General features: G+C 28.9%; 16 protein-coding genes, 2 tRNA genes and 1 other RNA gene. 13 read left to right on the top strand and 6 right to left on the bottom strand.

From position 1 onward, the window contains the following. Positions 1-25: 25 nt before the first annotated feature. Positions 26-1633 carry a DEAD/DEAH box helicase gene (locus HCG70_RS08975; RefSeq protein ID WP_042397384.1) on the bottom strand — a complete coding sequence of 536 codons (1608 nt, stop codon included), beginning with the start codon at positions 1631-1633 and terminating at the stop codon, positions 26-28. Positions 1634-2041: 408 nt separating this feature from the next. Further along, complete coding sequence (locus HCG70_RS08970) at positions 2042-2764, bottom strand: 1-acyl-sn-glycerol-3-phosphate acyltransferase (protein ID WP_042397387.1); 723 nt, start codon at positions 2762-2764, stop codon at positions 2042-2044. Positions 2765-2914: 150 nt separating this feature from the next. Here HCG70_RS08970 and HCG70_RS08965 point away from each other — a divergent pair, with 150 nt between their 5' ends. Both HCG70_RS08965 and HCG70_RS08960 read left to right on the top strand, forming a co-directional pair. Further along, the gene (locus HCG70_RS08965; RefSeq protein WP_042397390.1) at positions 2915-3370 is read left to right on the top strand and encodes a staygreen family protein; all 456 of its coding nucleotides are present in this window, start codon (positions 2915-2917) and stop codon (positions 3368-3370) included. A gap of 57 nt (positions 3371-3427) precedes the next feature. Continuing rightward, positions 3428-3502, top strand: a tRNA-Arg gene (locus tag HCG70_RS08960). A 49-nt stretch (positions 3503-3551) separates the two neighbouring features. Here the strand turns inward: HCG70_RS08960 and HCG70_RS08955 are convergent. Then, positions 3552-4445, bottom strand: coding sequence for a DUF368 domain-containing protein (locus tag HCG70_RS08955; RefSeq protein WP_042397393.1), 894 nt, complete (start codon positions 4443-4445; stop codon positions 3552-3554). Between the two features lie 222 nt (positions 4446-4667). Here HCG70_RS08955 and HCG70_RS08950 point away from each other — a divergent pair, with 222 nt between their 5' ends. The 6 genes from HCG70_RS08950 to ppcA all read left to right on the top strand — a co-directional run bounded on the left by HCG70_RS08950 (position 4668) and on the right by ppcA (position 9864). Continuing rightward, positions 4668-5912 carry an HlyC/CorC family transporter gene (locus tag HCG70_RS08950; protein WP_042397396.1) on the top strand — a complete coding sequence of 415 codons (1245 nt, stop codon included), beginning with the start codon at positions 4668-4670 and terminating at the stop codon, positions 5910-5912. Positions 5913-6022: 110 nt separating this feature from the next. After that, positions 6023-6493, top strand: coding sequence for a nucleoside deaminase (locus HCG70_RS08945; RefSeq protein ID WP_042397399.1), 471 nt, complete (start codon positions 6023-6025; stop codon positions 6491-6493). A gap of 11 nt (positions 6494-6504) precedes the next feature. After that, on the top strand, positions 6505-7278 hold the full coding sequence (gene lgt, locus HCG70_RS08940; protein WP_042397474.1) for a prolipoprotein diacylglyceryl transferase: 774 nt from the start codon (positions 6505-6507) through the stop codon (positions 7276-7278). A 198-nt stretch (positions 7279-7476) separates the two neighbouring features. Beyond that, positions 7477-7566: transfer RNA gene (locus tag HCG70_RS08935), tRNA-Ser, on the top strand. A gap of 3 nt (positions 7567-7569) precedes the next feature. After that, positions 7570-7834: signal recognition particle sRNA large type (ffs, locus tag HCG70_RS08930), an RNA gene on the top strand. A gap of 413 nt (positions 7835-8247) precedes the next feature. Beyond that, positions 8248-9864 (top strand): phosphoenolpyruvate carboxylase, encoded by a 1617-nt coding sequence (ppcA, locus tag HCG70_RS08925; protein WP_042397402.1) that lies wholly within the window; start codon positions 8248-8250, stop codon positions 9862-9864. Positions 9865-9925: 61 nt separating this feature from the next. Here ppcA and HCG70_RS08920 read toward each other — a convergent pair whose 3' ends face one another. Continuing rightward, positions 9926-10417, bottom strand: coding sequence for a dihydrofolate reductase (locus tag HCG70_RS08920; protein WP_195951637.1), 492 nt, complete (start codon positions 10415-10417; stop codon positions 9926-9928). Further along, a complete protein-coding gene (locus tag HCG70_RS08915; protein WP_042397409.1) occupies positions 10417-11208 on the bottom strand; it encodes a thymidylate synthase in 792 nt (263 codons plus the stop codon). Before HCG70_RS08915 ends, HCG70_RS08920 begins: the two co-directional genes overlap by 1 nt. Positions 11209-11701: 493 nt before the next feature. On the opposite strand from HCG70_RS08915, the gene dnaX reads away from it, so the two are divergent. From dnaX to recR, 3 genes are all read left to right on the top strand, one after another. Then, positions 11702-13330, top strand: coding sequence for a DNA polymerase III subunit gamma/tau (gene dnaX / locus HCG70_RS08910; RefSeq protein WP_042397411.1), 1629 nt, complete (start codon positions 11702-11704; stop codon positions 13328-13330). Between the two features lie 88 nt (positions 13331-13418). After that, positions 13419-13763, top strand: a complete 345-nt coding sequence (locus HCG70_RS08905) for a YbaB/EbfC family nucleoid-associated protein (RefSeq protein ID WP_042397414.1) — start codon at positions 13419-13421, stop codon at positions 13761-13763. Between the two features lie 54 nt (positions 13764-13817). Beyond that, entirely contained in the window at positions 13818-14414 is a 597-nt protein-coding gene (gene recR, locus HCG70_RS08900; RefSeq protein WP_042397416.1) for a recombination mediator RecR, read from the top strand. 151 nt (positions 14415-14565) lie between these two features. Here the strand turns inward: recR and HCG70_RS08895 are convergent, their stop codons facing one another. Continuing rightward, entirely contained in the window at positions 14566-15414 is an 849-nt protein-coding gene (locus tag HCG70_RS08895) for a DegV family protein (protein ID WP_042397418.1), read from the bottom strand. 249 nt (positions 15415-15663) lie between these two features. On the opposite strand from HCG70_RS08895, the gene HCG70_RS08890 reads away from it, so the two are divergent. Continuing rightward, the gene (locus HCG70_RS08890) at positions 15664-15939 is read left to right on the top strand and encodes a DUF2508 family protein (protein ID WP_042397421.1); all 276 of its coding nucleotides are present in this window, start codon (positions 15664-15666) and stop codon (positions 15937-15939) included. A gap of 79 nt (positions 15940-16018) precedes the next feature. Next, the gene (locus HCG70_RS08885; RefSeq protein ID WP_042397423.1) at positions 16019-16267 is read left to right on the top strand and encodes a pro-sigmaK processing inhibitor BofA family protein; all 249 of its coding nucleotides are present in this window, start codon (positions 16019-16021) and stop codon (positions 16265-16267) included. The last annotated feature ends 356 nt before the right edge of the window (positions 16268-16623 follow it).

Genomic DNA, 16623 nt, shown 5'->3' with positions numbered 1-16623 from the left:
GGCATTGTAATTATATTAATATAAATTATTTAGAAGATCTTTTGTTTCTGCTTCTCTTTTTGTTGTTAGTTGAAACTTCAACGTTAACTCTTCTCTTATTGATTTTTCCACCAGTACACTTTTCAAGTACTTGCATGTGAATAGCATCATCAACATTAACAAATGCGAAGTTTTCCATTATGTCTATGTCTCTTATTTGAGAAGCTCCTACTTTTGCATTATCCTTAATGTAATTGATTAAGTTTTTAATAGTTAAGCCATCTCTTCTACCAGCTGAGAAGAATAATCTAACGTCATTTCCCTTAACTTTAGCTGGCGCTTCAAGTTTATCAGTTGAGTAATCAAAAGATAGTTGATTTTTAAATTGGCTTTGAAGTAATGAAGCTATAACTTTTACAGAATCATGAGTTTCAGTTAATTGAGTAGCAACATTAACAAACTTAGAATAGTCTTCAGCTTCAATTATTGAAGAAACTTCTTCTGTCATTGCTTTGAACTTAGCATCGTATATTTCTTGAACTGTAGGTACTTGTCTTTTTTCAATATTACCTTTAGTAACATTTTTAATTTGTTTAAGGAATCCAAATTCTTTAGGAGTAATTATACTGTAAGCAGTTCCTTCACGACCAGCTCTACCAGTTCTACCAATTCTATGAACATATGATTCAATATCTTGAGGTAACTCATAGTTAAATACGTGAGTAACTCCATCAACGTCAATTCCTCTTGCAGCAACGTCAGTAGCAACTAAGAATTTTAAAGAACCATTTTTGAACTTAGCTAAAGTTTTCATTCTTTGAACTTGAGACATGTCTCCGTGCATACCTTCAACCATGTATCCTCTTGCTTGCATTGCAGCAACTAAATCATCAACACCTTTTTTAGTTCTGCAGAAGATGATACCAGCAGATGGATTATCAAGATCTATTAATCTACAAAGTGCTTCTAATCTTTGAGATCCGTTAACTTCAAAGAAGTTTTGTGTAATTGTAGATCCTGTCATTTCCTTTCTTGCTATAGCGATATGTTGAGCATCATCTTTTAAGTATTTTTTAGTTAATTTCTTTATTTGAGGAGGCATTGTTGCAGAGAATAAAAGAGTTTGTCTTTCTTCTGGAATGCTCTTCATTATTTCTTCCATATCATCAATGAATCCCATGTTTAGCATTTCGTCTGCTTCATCTAAAACTAAGAACTCTACTGAAGATAGCGGTAAATTTCCTCTTCTTATATGGTCTAAAACTCTACCAGGTGTACCAACTACAATGTTAGCTCTCTTTAAATCTCTAGCTTGAAGATGAATTGGTGCACCACCGTATACAGCAACGATGTTTAATTTTTCGTACTTAGTTAATTTTACTAATTCATCGTGTACTTGTATTGCTAATTCTCTTGTTGGAGCTAGTATTATTGAACCAATAGCATTTTTTACTGTTAAGTTGTTTAATATAGGTAAGCCAAATGCTGCTGTTTTTCCTGTACCAGTTTGAGCTTGCCCTATAATATCAGTTCCCGAAAGGGCAACTGGAATTGCTTCGGCCTGAATTTGAGATGGTGTAGTAAAACCTAAATCATCAATAGCTTTTACTAAAGTCTCCTTTAAGCCTAAATCATTAAATGTTAAATTCGTCATATAGTATCCTCTTTTTTCATGTATTTTTTTATTTATTTCAAATTATTTAAATAATTATCTCTCATCAATCGACTTTATTAAGTATATAGCAAAAATATAATTAATGCACTAAGTATTTATTGTAAAATATGAAATAGTTGTTTATTTTTCATTTAATCAAAAAATGGTAATGTTTTCATTGGCAAAAATAAAAATTCCACAAAAATATAATTGACAATTGGCCGAAAATAGTTCAAAATATGCAATGGAAATAGTCATTACTTAAATTTTAAATATTGTGTTATTGTGTCATGGAGTATGTGGGAAGTTTATCTACCTATGTACTCTATTTTTTTACAATAAAAAAGATGAGATTGACCTCATCTTAATATAACAGGTCGTACAACTCTAAACTTGTACGACCTGTTTTTATTTAGATAATTTAGATGCAATTATATTTTGTACTTTCTTAGGTAATTCATCTTGTTCTTCTTTAGTTAAAGAAGCTGTTTCTATAGCGGGATGAATATATAAGTTTACAGTAGCTGGTTTAAACCAAGGACCATCACCATGTTCCATAATCTTATAAGAACCATCCATAGTAACTGGAATTATAGGACTCTTTGATTTTGTTGCTAATTTAAAGCTACCTGCTTTAAAGTCCTTCATTGGACCGCCTTTACTTCTTGTTCCTTCAGGGAATATAACTAATGAATGACCTGCTTTTAAAGACTTAACGCCTCTAATTATAGCCTCACCTGATTTTCTAAGATTACTTCTATCCATGAATATACAATGCATAAAATTCATCCAAGTTCTAACTAGAGGGATTTTTTCAACTTCAATTTTTGAAATAAATCCAATGACTTCAGGAATTTGAGTGATATATATAGGAATATCAAAGTTACCTTGATGGTTACCTACAAACAATACTGTCTTGTCTTTAGGGATATTTTCAACACCATGAACATTAACTTTTACACCAGCTATTTTCAACAATGAATTAGCCCATGTAGTAGTACATTTATATATTAATGCTTCACTTTCGTCTATTCTATTTTTTTTAATTAAATATTTAACTCTAAATGTAAATGGTACGCTTATTATTAAGCTTAGAAAAAACCATATGTACCAAATTATAGTTCTAATCATAATTTTGCCACTCCTCAAATTTAAATGTTAAGTAAAGTATACTATAAAGTATATATAAAAAGTAATATTTTTGAAGTAAAAATATTTAACTAAGTAGTAATATATTCATATACTAATCTTAAAATTAATTTATTTTGGAGTAAAAGATAAATGTTTAAATTTAATCCTAAAAAATTAAAGGTTATATATAGGGATGAAGTAGATAGGAATAAATTAGAGATTCCGAGAAAGTATACATTAACACATAGTGATAGAACCGGAAATTTATTTTTAACTATAGGTAAAACTTATGATTATAAGAGTATTGATTATAATATAAGGGATGAAGTGTTAGCTTTTTGGGAAAAGAGTGATAAATATTATTTAAAGGTAAAATTAGAAGTAGATAATGGAAGTTCACTTCCAAAAATAATAATAAGGAATAAGATATTTAGAGAGGATTTACCACTTGCTCTTAATGCTATTGTATATGGAGATAAAATGCTATTTGAAAATAATAAAATGCTGTATAAGGCGCATATAATAGTGTATTTTAAATCAAAAAATGAAAAGTATAATGTTATAGAAGATTGGGGTGAAATAAAGGATTATAAATATAAAGAATAGTAAGTAGAAAAAATTGACATAAGCAAATGAGTGTAATAAAATATACTTATGGATCTTGCTCTCATAGTTTAATGGATAGAATAGTCCCCTCCTAAGGGATAGATACAGGTTCGATTCCTGTTGGGAGTACCATAATAAAAATCGCTAAGAAATTTAAGTTTCTTAGCGATTTTTATTTATATTATTTTGATTTCTTTTCTAAAAAATCTTTTGATTTTTCCAGTACTATTATTAAAGATCCGCCTATAATAAAGAATATCCAGCTGAAGTTTGAAAGATTCATTGCTGGTTGAGGGACTTCTAAAGTAGTAGGTCCCATAAATACGGCATATAAAGATCCAACCATTAATCCTAATATTAAATAAATCATAGCAGATCTATATTTACTTAATAAGAATTTAATTATTTTAATTGTACTTAAAATACCTGTAATTACACCTAATCCAAAGATTATTAATACTGGTAAATAAGAAAAGTTAAGTGATAAAACTTCTTTTATTGCACTTATAATTCCTGTGTAAAGTCCAAATATTAATAATAAAGTTGAACCTGATATACCAGGTAGAACCATAGCAGAAATAGCAATTAATCCAGCAACAAATACAAATATACCAAGTCCAAAGTTTAAACTTCCTAATGAAAGATTCATGCCACCATTAGTACCTGCAGGGTTAAAATACGTAATTAGTCCAACAATTAGAGCACCGATTAAGGTAAAAATAATATTTTTATATTTACCTACTAAAGAATCCTTTTCCTGTTTAATTATTAATGGAATTGCAACTATTATAAATCCAGTAAATAGTGAACTTATACTATAGATGTGTGAATCAAATATAGAAGATAGTATTAGTACAGATAAAACCATACCAGTTACCCAACCGATTCCTAACTTAATTAAAAAGAATAAAGCCTTTTTCTTATCTTCTTTGCTATCTTTTGATATTAATGAGTTTAGAGAGCCTATAAAATCATCATAAAACCCTAATATAAAAGCAATAGTACCACCCGAAACACCAGGTACACTATCAGCTAAGGCCATAAAAAAACCTCTGATAAAATTAATAATATACACAATATCACCTCAAAATAAATATGTTAAGTATAAAATTATAATACTAAAAATAAAAAAATAATAGCACATTATTATTAAATTAATATTAAAAATATTAAAATTTCTATTGAAATAAAATGTAAAATTTGTGTTTATTTATTGGTAAATTATATCATATAGTATTAACGTATGATATAATAAATATCAAAAATATTTTATTAAATTACTAGGAGAGTGATTTTTTTGGAACCCAGTCAAGTGTGGCAGATAATAGTACTTATAATTTTACTTGTATTGTCTGGATTTTTTTCAATGTCAGAAACCGCCCTTATGGCACTAAGTAAAATAAGAATTAGACATATGGTGGAAGAGGGAGTAAAGGGAGCTAAGTTGGTTGAAAAGTTAACAGAAGACCCAAATAAGTTATTAGGAGCCATATTAATAGGCAACAATATAGTCAATATTTTAGCATCATCATTAGCTACAACATTATTTGTTTCTTTAGTAGGTCCAAGTGGGGTTGGAGTAGCAACTGCTGTAATGACAGTATTAGTACTTATATTTGGAGAAATAACTCCAAAGTCAATAGCAAAACAAAAATCTGAAGAAGTATCGTTAAAAGTAAGTAAACCAATAAATATAATAGTTAAAATATTAAAACCTTTTATAGGAATATTTTCGTTTATATCAAGTTTATTTATAAGATTATTAGGTGGAGATCCGAAGGCTACGGAACCATTTATAACAGAAGAAGAATTAAGAACTATGGTAGGTGTTAGTGAAGAAGAAGGTGTGCTTGAAGATGTTGAAAAAGAAATGATTTTCAATGTTTTTGATTTTGCAGATTCTCAAGCTAAAGATGTTATGGTTCAAAGAGTAGATATTGTAGCAGTAGATACCGAAGCTACTTACGAAGAAGTTTTAGAAGTTATAAAAACAGAGCAGTTTTCTAGAATACCTGTATATAATCAAACGATTGATGATATAGTTGGAGTTTTGTATGTTAAGGATTTAATTATAGCAGGTCAAAACAAAGAAGGATTTAAAGTTTCTGATTATATGAGGGAACCTTATTATACATTTGAATTTAAAAAAATTAAGGAATTATTTAATGAAATGAAGAAAACCAGAAATCATTTAAGTGTTGTTTTAGATGAATATGGTGGTACCGTTGGTATAGTAACTATAGAAGATTTAATTGAAGAGGTATTTGGCGATATAGAAGATGAATATGACGACTATGATAAGGAAATAGAAGTTGTAAAAGAGGATGAATATATAGTAGATGGAAGTGCCAAACTTGATGATATAAGTGAATTAATTGGAGTAAATATGGAGTCAGAAGAATTTGATTCTGTTGGTGGATTAATTATAGGAGAATTAGGTAGATTCCCAGATAATAAAGAAGAAGTAACTTTAAACAAAATAAGATTTGTTGTTGAAGAAGTTGATAAGAATAGAATTAAAAAAGTAAGAATTTACACATAGTTACTAATTGAAGTAATAAGGTAAGAGTTAAGAGTTTTAAATGGTAAAATGAATTTTATCAATGGCACTTAGCTCTTAAATTTTAGCCAATAAAAGGTGGAAATGACATAATGAATTATATGGATATTGCTCTAGAAGAAGCTAATAAGGCTTATTTAAAGGGGGAGGTTCCTGTAGGGGCTGTAATAGTAAAGGATAATAAAGTAATAGCTAAAGCTCATAATTTAAAGGAAACAAATAAGTCAGTATTGGCACATGCTGAAGTATTAGCTATTGAAGAGGCTTGCAAGGTATTAGGTGATTGGAGATTAAATGGGGCAGAGATGTATGTAACATTAGAACCTTGTTCAATGTGTGCATCTGCAATTGGGCAAGCAAGAATTTCAAAATTATATATTGGAACATTTAATAAAGATATGGGGGCTTGTGGGACAATTTTAAATATTTTAGATTATGATATTTTTAATACTTATGTAAAGGTAAATTGGTGTTATAATAAAGAATGTAGCGATTTAATAAGTAAGTTTTTTTATGAAAGAAGACAAAGAAAATTAATAGAAAAAGGGGAGGATAAGAGATGAATCCAGTAGCAATGAATCCGGTAGCATTTGAACTATTTGGTCAGCCTATAAGGTGGTATGGAATCATTATTGCAGGAGGCGTATTAGTTGCATTTTTTGTATCGTATATTCTTGCAAAGAAAAAAGGACTAGATTTTGATATTATTACTGATGGTTTTTTATGGAGTTTTCCATTTGCGATAGTTGGAGCTAGGCTTTATTATGTGGCCTTTGAATATAAAAATTATCATTCATTTTTAGATGTAATAAATATAAGAAATGGTGGTATGGCTATTCATGGAGGGTTAATTGGTGGATTGGTTGTTGCATATATATTTACAAGGATTAAGAAGATTAATTTTTTTGAATATATTGATGTGATAATGCCAGGAGTAATATTAGCTCAGGCAATTGGGAGATGGGGAAATTTTATGAATCAAGAAGCTCATGGAGGCCCAGTTACAGAAGCGTTTATAAGTAAATTCCCTGAATTTATTCAAAGAGGAATGTTGATAAATGGAACATATTATCACCCAACATTTTTATATGAATCTATTTGGGATTTAGTTGTATTTGTATTATTAATATTTATTTTATATAAAAAGAAACAGCAACATGGTATCGTAATAGGAAGTTATATGGTACTTTATTCGTTAGGAAGATTTTTTATAGAAGGATTAAGAACTGATAGCTTAATGTTCTTTGGATTAAGAACTGCTCAAATAATAAGCTTAATAGGTATTATTTTTGGAGTTTTAATTATATTTATAGCAATAAAAAATAATAAAAATAAAAGCAAAAATTAAATATCATAAAAATAAATAAATGCGACTCGAAGTGGTAAACTAATATAGTGATAAACTGCGAGTCGCATTTATAGATTTACGATGAATTATGAAAGTAAATCTTTCTATTGAACTACAATAATATTTATGTTAGAATGAGAAAGTATCAAGATTAAGTAAAATAAAAAATGTTTTAATTAATTTCTAGATATGTGATATGGAGAGATGTCCGAGTGGTTGAAGGAGCACGCCTGGAACGCGTGTATAGGGGAAACTCTATCGTGGGTTCAAATCCCACTTTCTCCGCCATAGCCGTACTAGATGGGGAGTTAGCGGTGCCCTATAACCTGCAATCCGCTATAGCAGGATTGAATTCCTCACCGAGGCTTTTAATCTTTCTGGACTGCCCTATGCAAGTGATGTTGAGGGTCGGGTCCCACGCGACGTAAGACTGTGAACCTCGTCAGGTTCGGAAGAAAGCAGCGATAAGCAGCCCCTGCGTGTGACGTGGATCAATCTTACCTGAGTTAACTACATAGGTAACGCTTAGAGGTTACTGTCAAAGTGAGGTGTACGGTTTTAAATTATCCTTTCTTGCTAGAAAGAAAGGCTTTTTTAATGTTTATAAACAATTTTAATTAAAATGAAAATTAATTATGAAAAATGATATTTCATTTTTCGTTCAAATTTATTTATTAAATTAAGGTTACTCTTCAATAGGATTAACAATATAGGACAAAAAAACAATAGGACAGAAAAATAGGGAAATCTCTTGTTAGATATCCCTATTTTTCTGTCCTTTTTTAAATTTAAAAAGGAAAATATTAAAAAACATAACTATTTAAGTTAACTAAATGATAATATAAAAATATTAAATGCAAGTTAAAAGTATTAAAAATTGCATTTTTTAAATAAAACTCTTGTAAAACCATATAAAAATGAAATATAATAAAAATATGAAATTCAAAAAGATTTAAGGGGGCTATTTAAATGAGAAAATTTCCGACTTCGATGATGACACAACATCCTGATAATGTAGAACAATACATATCAATCCAACATGAACCAGAAGAGGCAATACAAGGATTAACACCTCAAGAGCAAGGTGGTCTTGGAATTGATGAAGTAATGATAGATTTTGAAGGTAAATTAACACCTTATCATCAAACATCACAAATTGCATTAGGTTTAATTGGCAAGGGTATAGTGCCGGGTGAAAATGTTAGGATAACACCTAGAATACCAAATGCAAATAAGGAATCAGTATTTAGACAGTTAATGAGTATAATGTCTATAGTTGAAACTAATGCACAGGCTTATCAGCTTACAGGGGTACAAGCTATAAGAGAAGTGGTTGTACCAATGGTAGAGACAGGGCAAGAAATAGCTGAATTCCAAGAAAGAGTAAATTCTGTTATTGAATTAGGAAATAAAAATTATCCAGTAAAATTTGAAGAAAATAGTGTAAGAATAATCCCATTAGTTGAAGATGTTCCTGCATTAGTTAATGTTGATAAAATATTAAATGATTTTTATGAAATTTCAAAGGAAAAAGGATTTAATATAGACTATTTAAGATTTATGATAGCACGTTCAGATACAGCAATGTCTTATGGATTAATATCAGGAGTACTTTCTGTTGTAATGGCAATCGATAAGGCATATAAATGGGGAGAAGAACATGGGGTAGAGGTTGCACCTATATTAGGATGTGGATCATTACCATTTAGAGGACATTTTACTGGTGAAAATGTTGATAAGATATTAGAAACTTATGCAGGAGTAAGAACTTTTACTTTCCAATCTGCGTTAAGATATGATCATGGTGCTGATGAAACTAAAAAGGCTGCAAGAGAGTTAAGAGAAAAGATGGATATGTATAAACCAAGAAGATTCTCTGAAGAAGATATAGCTCTTATGAAGGAATTCATAGGAATATTATCAAAACACTATTTAACAACATTCTTAAAGGTAATAAATACTGTTTCATTTGTATCTGACTTTATTCCAAAGAATAGAGATAGATTAACTAAGGCTAAAACAGGTTTAGAATATAACAGAGAAGTTGCTAACCTTGATAATATAGCTAACTTAGTAAGTAATGAAGAGTTGAAGAAAGAAATATTAAGTATTGATAATTCTACTGAATATGCGGTACCTAGAGCTATTTCATTTACAGGAGCTATGTATACATTAGGTATGCCGCCAGAGCTTTTAGGAATGGGTAGAGGACTTAAGGAAATTAAAGATAAGTTTGGACAAGAAGGTATAGATAAATTAATTGAATTCTATCCTATGTTAAGAGAAGACTTAGGATTTGCAGCAAGATTTGCTAATGCTGGTGTTAGTAAAAAGATAATAGATGAATCTGCAAGACAAGAATATAAAGAAGATATGAAGTATGTAAATGAGATATTAAATCTAGGATTAGATTATGATTTCATGAACGATAATGAATTCTATCATACTCTATTAAAGACAACTAGACCAATAATAATGCATTTAATTGGACTAGAAGATGATATAATCCAAAGCAAAACTGAAGAGTTAAAGATTCTTAATGAATGGATTATAAGAATGGGTAAAGTAAGAGGAAGTATTGGATAAAATTAATGTTTAAAATAAAAAAGTCGGTTTTACCGACTTTTTTTATTTTAGTTGAAGTATTTTATTTTCTTATTAAATCAATAAACTGATATTTTAATCCACTTTTTTCACAGGTATAAATTTCTGATTTAAATTCAATATTAAATTCATTAAAATCTATTTGTGGAAAAGTAGTATCTCCATGGAATGACTTATACACTTTTGTTAAAAATATTTTATCCACACTGTGGATAACTTGTTTGTATATCTCTCCTCCACCTATAATAAATGCATGTTCAGGTGAATTTTTATACATGTTAATAACTCGTGAAAAGCTGTGGATAACTTCTACATTTGCATTATCCACAGAATAATTTTCATCCCTTGTGATAACTAAATGTTTTCTATTAGGCAAAACGCCAGGCAATGATTCAAAAGTTTTTCTACCCATTATTATTGTGTTTCCAGATGTAATTGCTTTAAATCTTTTTAAGTCTTCTGGTATATGCCATAAAAGCTTGTTATCTCCACCTATAACATTGTTTTCAGCTACAGCAACTATTATAGATAGCATTAAACAGATACCTCCATTTTTATTGCAGGATGATATTTATAATCTATAAGTTTTATATCATCTGCTGTGAAATCATAGAAGTTAGTTATTTCTGGATTAATCCAAAGCTTTGGAGCTTCATACTCGTCATTAGCTCTAGTTAATTGAAGTTTCATTCCTTCTACTTGATTTTCGTATATGTGTGCATTATTAATTACATGAGTAAATAAACCAGGTTTAAGTCCAGTTACTTGTGCAATTAAATGAACTAATACAGCATATTGTGATGTATTAAATGGTACACCTAATGGTATGTCTCCTGAACGTTGGATAAGCATACAATTTAGTTTGCCATCTGTTACGTCCCACATAGTCATGAAACAACATGGTTGTAGAGTCATATGGGGTAGGTCTTCTATATTCCACATAGTCATAAGCATTCTTCTATCCTGAGGATTAGTCTTTAATGTTTCAATAAGCTTATCAATTTGATGGAATTTAGCTATTTGATAACCATAGCCACGACCAATAGTATTATTTTCATCAACCCATTCATCCCAAATGTGTACATTTTGTTCTTGTAACTTAGTTACATCATTAGATTGATCTCTATAAATCCATAGCATTTCTTTTACAGCTGTCTTAAATGCAACAAATTTAGTTGTTAGAATAGGAAATTCCTTTTCCAAATTAAATTGCATCACTTGATGTGGAAGCTTATAAGTTGGCATACCAGTTCTATTATTATCGTAATAGCCATTATTTAAAATATCTTCAACTATATTTAAGTATTTTTTGTCATATAAACTCATATAAATACCTCCTTAAATATATAATTACTATTTTACTATAATGAATAGATATAAAACAGAGGGAAAAAAATAATAAGTCGATGAAAGTATCTATTTGTCTAAAAGTTAAAAAAATAACAATAAAATGTAAATAAAATACAAGTGAGTGTTAAAAAAATAACAATAAAAAGAAATAAAATGCAGATAAAGAAAATAATATGCATAAAAAAATAATAATTATGCAAAAGTTACAAAGGAGTGTCTTTCGTGGAAATACACGTTGAACTTGCAAATTAAAAGTAAAACTTTAGAAACAGGGAAAAATCTTTAACTATTAATAGAATTTGGTTATAATAATTAAAGGAAACTCAACTTTATTTGATGATTAAGCACAGGTTAAGTAACTTTTGCTAATCAAATCTGAGGCTTGGAGTATCAATTAACCTAGATTAACTAAATTGAAATTTATAATATAACTTAATAGATAAATACAGCAAAGAAAGAGGTGATTGTATTGGCATATACAGCTTTATATAGGGAATGGAGACCCAAAACTTTTAATGATGTCGTAGGTCAGGAACATATTACAACAACATTGAAGAATCAGATATTAAATCATAGAATTGCTCATGCATATTTGTTTTGTGGAACAAGAGGAACAGGTAAGACTTCTACAGCAAAAGTTTTTGCAAAAGCTCTTAATTGTCTTAATTTACAAGATGGAGAGCCTTGCAATGAATGTGAAATGTGCAGAAAAATAAATGAAGGTTTAGCAATAGATGTTACAGAATTAGATGCTGCTTCAAATAATGGTGTTGATAAAATTAGAGATATTATTGATGATGTTAAATATCCACCACAAGAAGCAAAATATAAGGTTTATATAATGGACGAGGTACATATGTTATCCGCTGGTGCTGTTAATGCTTTTTTAAAGACATTAGAAGAACCACCTAATAATGTTATATTTATTTTAGCAACAACAGATCCTCAAAAGCTTCCTATTACTATTCTTTCAAGATGTCAAAGATTTGATTTTAAAAGAATAAATAACAACGAAATAACAGCAAGGCTTAGAAAAATAGTAGATGATCAAAATGTTCTTGCTGATGAAAGAAGTTTAAATTTAATTGCAAGAGTTTCTGATGGAGCAATGAGAGATTCATTAAGTATCTTAGATCAAGCAATTTCAATGGGAAATGGTAATGTAGATTATAATACAGTAGTTAGTATGCTAGGATTGGTTACAAATGAACATTTATTTAATTTAACTAATGCAGTAATACAAAGAAGTGTAGAAAAAAGTATAGGAATAATAGAAGATGTTATTTATTCTGGTAAGGATATATATTTATTTATAAAGGATTTAATTACTCATTATAGAAATTTACTTATGGCTAAGGTAACTAATAATCCTGAAGAAGTACTTGATATGTCGGAAGAAAATATTGCTTTAATAAAAGAGCAAAGTGCTAGATTAAGAGCTGAAGAGATAATGAGGTGTATAAGAATACTTCAAGAGGCAGAAAATAATGCTAAGTTAAGTAAACAAGCAAGGTTATATTGTGAGTTAGCTATAATTAAAATGTGTAAAATAGAATATGATACATCTAGTGAAGTTATGTTAACTAGATTAAATAAACTAGAAGAAAATTTAAAGAATGGTAGCATAAAGGTTGCTACAGTAGAGTCTCAAAATAATAATATTAATGCAGTAAAGAAAAGTATTAATAATGTAGAAAGTAAGAAGCCTACTCAAACTCAACATATTGAAGAAACTTTAAGTGGAAATTCAGATTCTAGGATTACAATAAATGATGTTCAAAAAGCATGGAGAGATATATTAGAAGCTTTCAAGGCAAGAAGAGCCATGGTTATTAGTTCATTAATTCAGATTGGAAAGCCAATAGCTTGTGCAAATGGAATAGTTACAGTTCAATTTGAAAAGCAATATCAATTTAGTAGAGATAGATTAAGTGAAAGTAAAAATAAACCTATTATTAATGAAGTTTTCTCTGAAATATTACAAGAAAATATTAAAGTAAATTTTGTAGTTGAAGAAGATAATAAAGGTAGTAAAAGTACAGAGGATATTTTAAGAGAAAAAATTGGCGATGATTTTATAGATTTTATAGATGAATAAAAAGTATAGAATCACTTTATTCTAGTAAATATTAAAAAAATACTATATAATAAAAAATAGATTTTATTTGTTTTAAGGAGGATATTTTATGGCAAGAGGTGGATTCCCTGGAGGTTTTGGGGGAGGAAATATGAATAACTTAATGAAGCAAGCACAAAAGCTTCAAAGAGATATGGAACAAGCACAAAAGGAACTTGAAACTAAAGAGTTTGAATCTTCAGTTGGTGGCGGTGCTGTTGTAGTAAAAGTAAATGGTAAAAAAGAAGTTTTAGCTATAAATATAAAAGAAGAAGTTGTAGATCCAGATGATGTTGAAATGTTAGAAGATTTAGTGCTAAGTGCAGTTAACGAAGCATTAAAGAAGGCTGACGAAGAAACTTCAAATAAAATGGGTAAATTAACTGGTGGATTAAATATACCAGGAATGTTTTAATTGATAATGGGCTGTTGAAAGACAGCCTTTTATTAATGGAAAAGGAGTGTAATTATGGATTTTTATCCGGTTGCTATAGAGAAATTAATTGAGGAATTTGCAAAATTGCCAAGCATTGGTCAAAAAACAGCACAAAGACTTACATTGCATATTTTAAATTTGCCAGAAGATGAAGTTAAAGAATTTGCTTCAGCCTTAGTAAAGGCAAGAGGTACTATTAAGTATTGTTCTGTATGTGGAAACTTTACAGATAAAGACCCTTGTGCGATATGTGGAAATCCAAATAGAGATAAAAATGTAATTTGTGTTGTAGAACAACCAAAAGATATAATGACTATGGAAAAGGTTAAAGAATTTAATGGAGTATATCATGTGCTTCATGGAAACCTTTCTCCTATGCAAGGAAGAGGACCTCAAGATATAAAAATAAGAGAGCTTGTTGCAAGAATGAGTGCAGATATTAAAGAAGTAATAATTGCTACTAATCCTAATGTAGAGGGAGAAGCAACAGCAATGTATATATCTAGAATACTTAAACCGTTAGAAGTTAAAGTAACTAGAATTGCTTCAGGACTTCCGGTTGGTGGAGATTTAGAATATGCTGATGAAGTAACACTTTCTAAAGCTCTTGAAGGAAGAAAAGAAATTTAATCAGTAACAAGTTCAAGTGACAAATTAAGGGGTAAACTCCCTAAGGAGTTTCTAATATAAATAAAGTCAGCTTAAGCTGACTTTATTTATCAACTTGCAACTTATCACTTGTCACTCTCTAATCTTGTCATTTAGCAATTCTATTACTATCTTAGTAGTGGTATGCTACACCAATGCTACCTGGACCAACATGTAATCCAATTATAGGACCTATCGATTGAATTTTTATATTAGAAATTCCTAATTTATCTTGTAGTTTATTGGCTAATTCTTGGCCTTCTGATTCACAATTTATATGATGGACTATTAAGCCTTTTATTGGTGATTTTAAATTCTGTTCCATAACTGTATCTATTATTTTATCTATGGCTTTTTTCTTTGTTCTAACTTTAGTAAGTACAGTAGTTTTACCATCAGTAACTGTTAAAATAGGTTTTATTTGAAGTAGTGATCCAAATAAAGCAGCTGCACCACCTATTCTTCCACCCTTTTTTAAATAATCTAATGTATCAGGAACAAATATAAATTTACTATTTTCAATAACACTTTTAGCTATAGAAACAACTTCATCTAATGACTTGTTATCAGCAGCTGCTTTAGCAGCTTCTAATATGGCATATCCTGCTTGCATACAATTGCTTCTAGAATCTAACATTACTATATTAGCATTAGGATATTTTTCTAAAATCATTTCTTTAACTAAATTTGATGTTGAAAAAGTACCGCTCATATCAGAAGATAAGAATATTCCTACTATGTCATGACCCTCTTTAACTTGAGATTCTATTGCTTTATAAAAATCATCAATACTTGGTTGAGAAGAGGTAGGAATTGATGGTGATTTAGACATTTCTTTATAAAACCAATCATTTTCTAAATCTGTTTCTCTATAACTTTTCCCATTTAATAAAACATTAAGTGAAACTATAGAAACATTATATTTATCTATGTATTCTTTTGGTAAATAACAAGTGCTATCAGCTATTATTCTTATACTCAAAAAAAACACCTCCAATATTAATTGACATATTTAAAATATTATACCAAAGTATTGAAATTAAGTACAGAAAATATAATGTTAACAAATATAATTCAAAATTTTATATTTTGTTAATTGAACTTACTCAGCGACTGAAAGGAGTCGAGTTTCCTTATAATATTATAAAAATAGAATATAAGAATGGTTTAAATTGAATAATATAGTAAAAAGTGGATAGTATCTAAAATAAATGTTTTTAGGAGGGGCAGAATGAGTATAAAAAATATTTTAAATTTTATTTTAGTACACTACAAGGATGACGATACCATTGATAATAAAATATTAAATGAAATGCATGAAGCTATAATTGAGCTTGAAGTAGCAGAAGCTATGTTTAATTCAGTAAACGATCCAAAACTTATAGAGGCAGCTATTTATAGAGAAGAAGCAGCAAAAAAGAAAGTAGACTATATATTATCAGTTGCAAAAGAGCAATATTCAAATATAAGAAAAGAAGCTGAAGCTAAAGAGGAAATGGAAATATAAAGAATATTGTTATATAATATAAAAAAATATAATACTATATTATAGTAGTTATTTTATATTATATAGGGGGAATTAGTAGATGAACATAGAGATGGTTATATATGCTTTAGTTGGATTAGCTTTATTATACTTAATAATTAAGCTATTAAAATGGCCAATAAAGTTATTAATAAATGGAATTATAGGTATAGTTTTATTATATGTTGCTAATTTTATTGGCGAATATTTAAATTTCTATATTACCATTAATCCAATAACAGCACTTATTGCTGGCTTTTTAGGAATTCCAGGAGTAATATTCTTAGTAATTTTTCAAATGTTTTTTTAAATAGAAATAGGGGATCTTCAGTGGATGAAGATTCCCTAAGTTTATATAGACGGGAGTTAGAAGATTTTCTAAATTGCCGTAAGCGAAAAGCTTCTGCATAATACATAGTATTAAGATTTATTAAAAAGTGTTACAGTTATTTTAAAATAAAAAATAAATCAGGGTGTAAGCACTACATCCGCTTACACCCTTTTCTATATAAATAGTACATTAAAATAAATAATGTACCGTCTACAATAATACTTTACCCACTTAACATATAAATATGTATGTAAATTGTTATAAATGCTAAGATAAGAATGTACAGAGTGACCAATATTTCTATGTATAATACTAGGTAAAATTTAACACAGTAT

The organism is Clostridium sp. K04 (assembly GCF_019734375.1).
GTDB classification, from domain to species: domain Bacteria; phylum Bacillota; class Clostridia; order Clostridiales; family Clostridiaceae; genus Clostridium; species Clostridium saudiense.
This window is presented reverse-complemented; position numbering and strand designations above follow the sequence as displayed.

Coding starts and splice junctions, on each gene's coding strand:
- HCG70_RS08975 (WP_042397384.1), bottom strand. CDS start 1,633: ATGACGAATTTAACATTTAATGATTTAGGCTTAAAGGAGACTTTAGTA.
- HCG70_RS08920 (WP_195951637.1), bottom strand. CDS start 10,417: ATGCTATCTATAATAGTTGCTGTAGCTGAAAACAATGTTATAGGTGGA.
- HCG70_RS08945 (WP_042397399.1), top strand. CDS start 6,023: ATGAATTATATGGATATTGCTCTAGAAGAAGCTAATAAGGCTTATTTA.
- HCG70_RS08885 (WP_042397423.1), top strand. CDS start 16,019: ATGAACATAGAGATGGTTATATATGCTTTAGTTGGATTAGCTTTATTA.
- HCG70_RS08890 (WP_042397421.1), top strand. CDS start 15,664: ATGAGTATAAAAAATATTTTAAATTTTATTTTAGTACACTACAAGGAT.
- lgt (WP_042397474.1), top strand. CDS start 6,505: ATGAATCCGGTAGCATTTGAACTATTTGGTCAGCCTATAAGGTGGTAT.
- ppcA (WP_042397402.1), top strand. CDS start 8,248: ATGAGAAAATTTCCGACTTCGATGATGACACAACATCCTGATAATGTA.
- HCG70_RS08970 (WP_042397387.1), bottom strand. CDS start 2,764: ATGATTAGAACTATAATTTGGTACATATGGTTTTTTCTAAGCTTAATA.
- recR (WP_042397416.1), top strand. CDS start 13,818: ATGGATTTTTATCCGGTTGCTATAGAGAAATTAATTGAGGAATTTGCA.
- HCG70_RS08915 (WP_042397409.1), bottom strand. CDS start 11,208: ATGAGTTTATATGACAAAAAATACTTAAATATAGTTGAAGATATTTTA.
- HCG70_RS08965 (WP_042397390.1), top strand. CDS start 2,915: ATGTTTAAATTTAATCCTAAAAAATTAAAGGTTATATATAGGGATGAA.
- HCG70_RS08905 (WP_042397414.1), top strand. CDS start 13,419: ATGGCAAGAGGTGGATTCCCTGGAGGTTTTGGGGGAGGAAATATGAAT.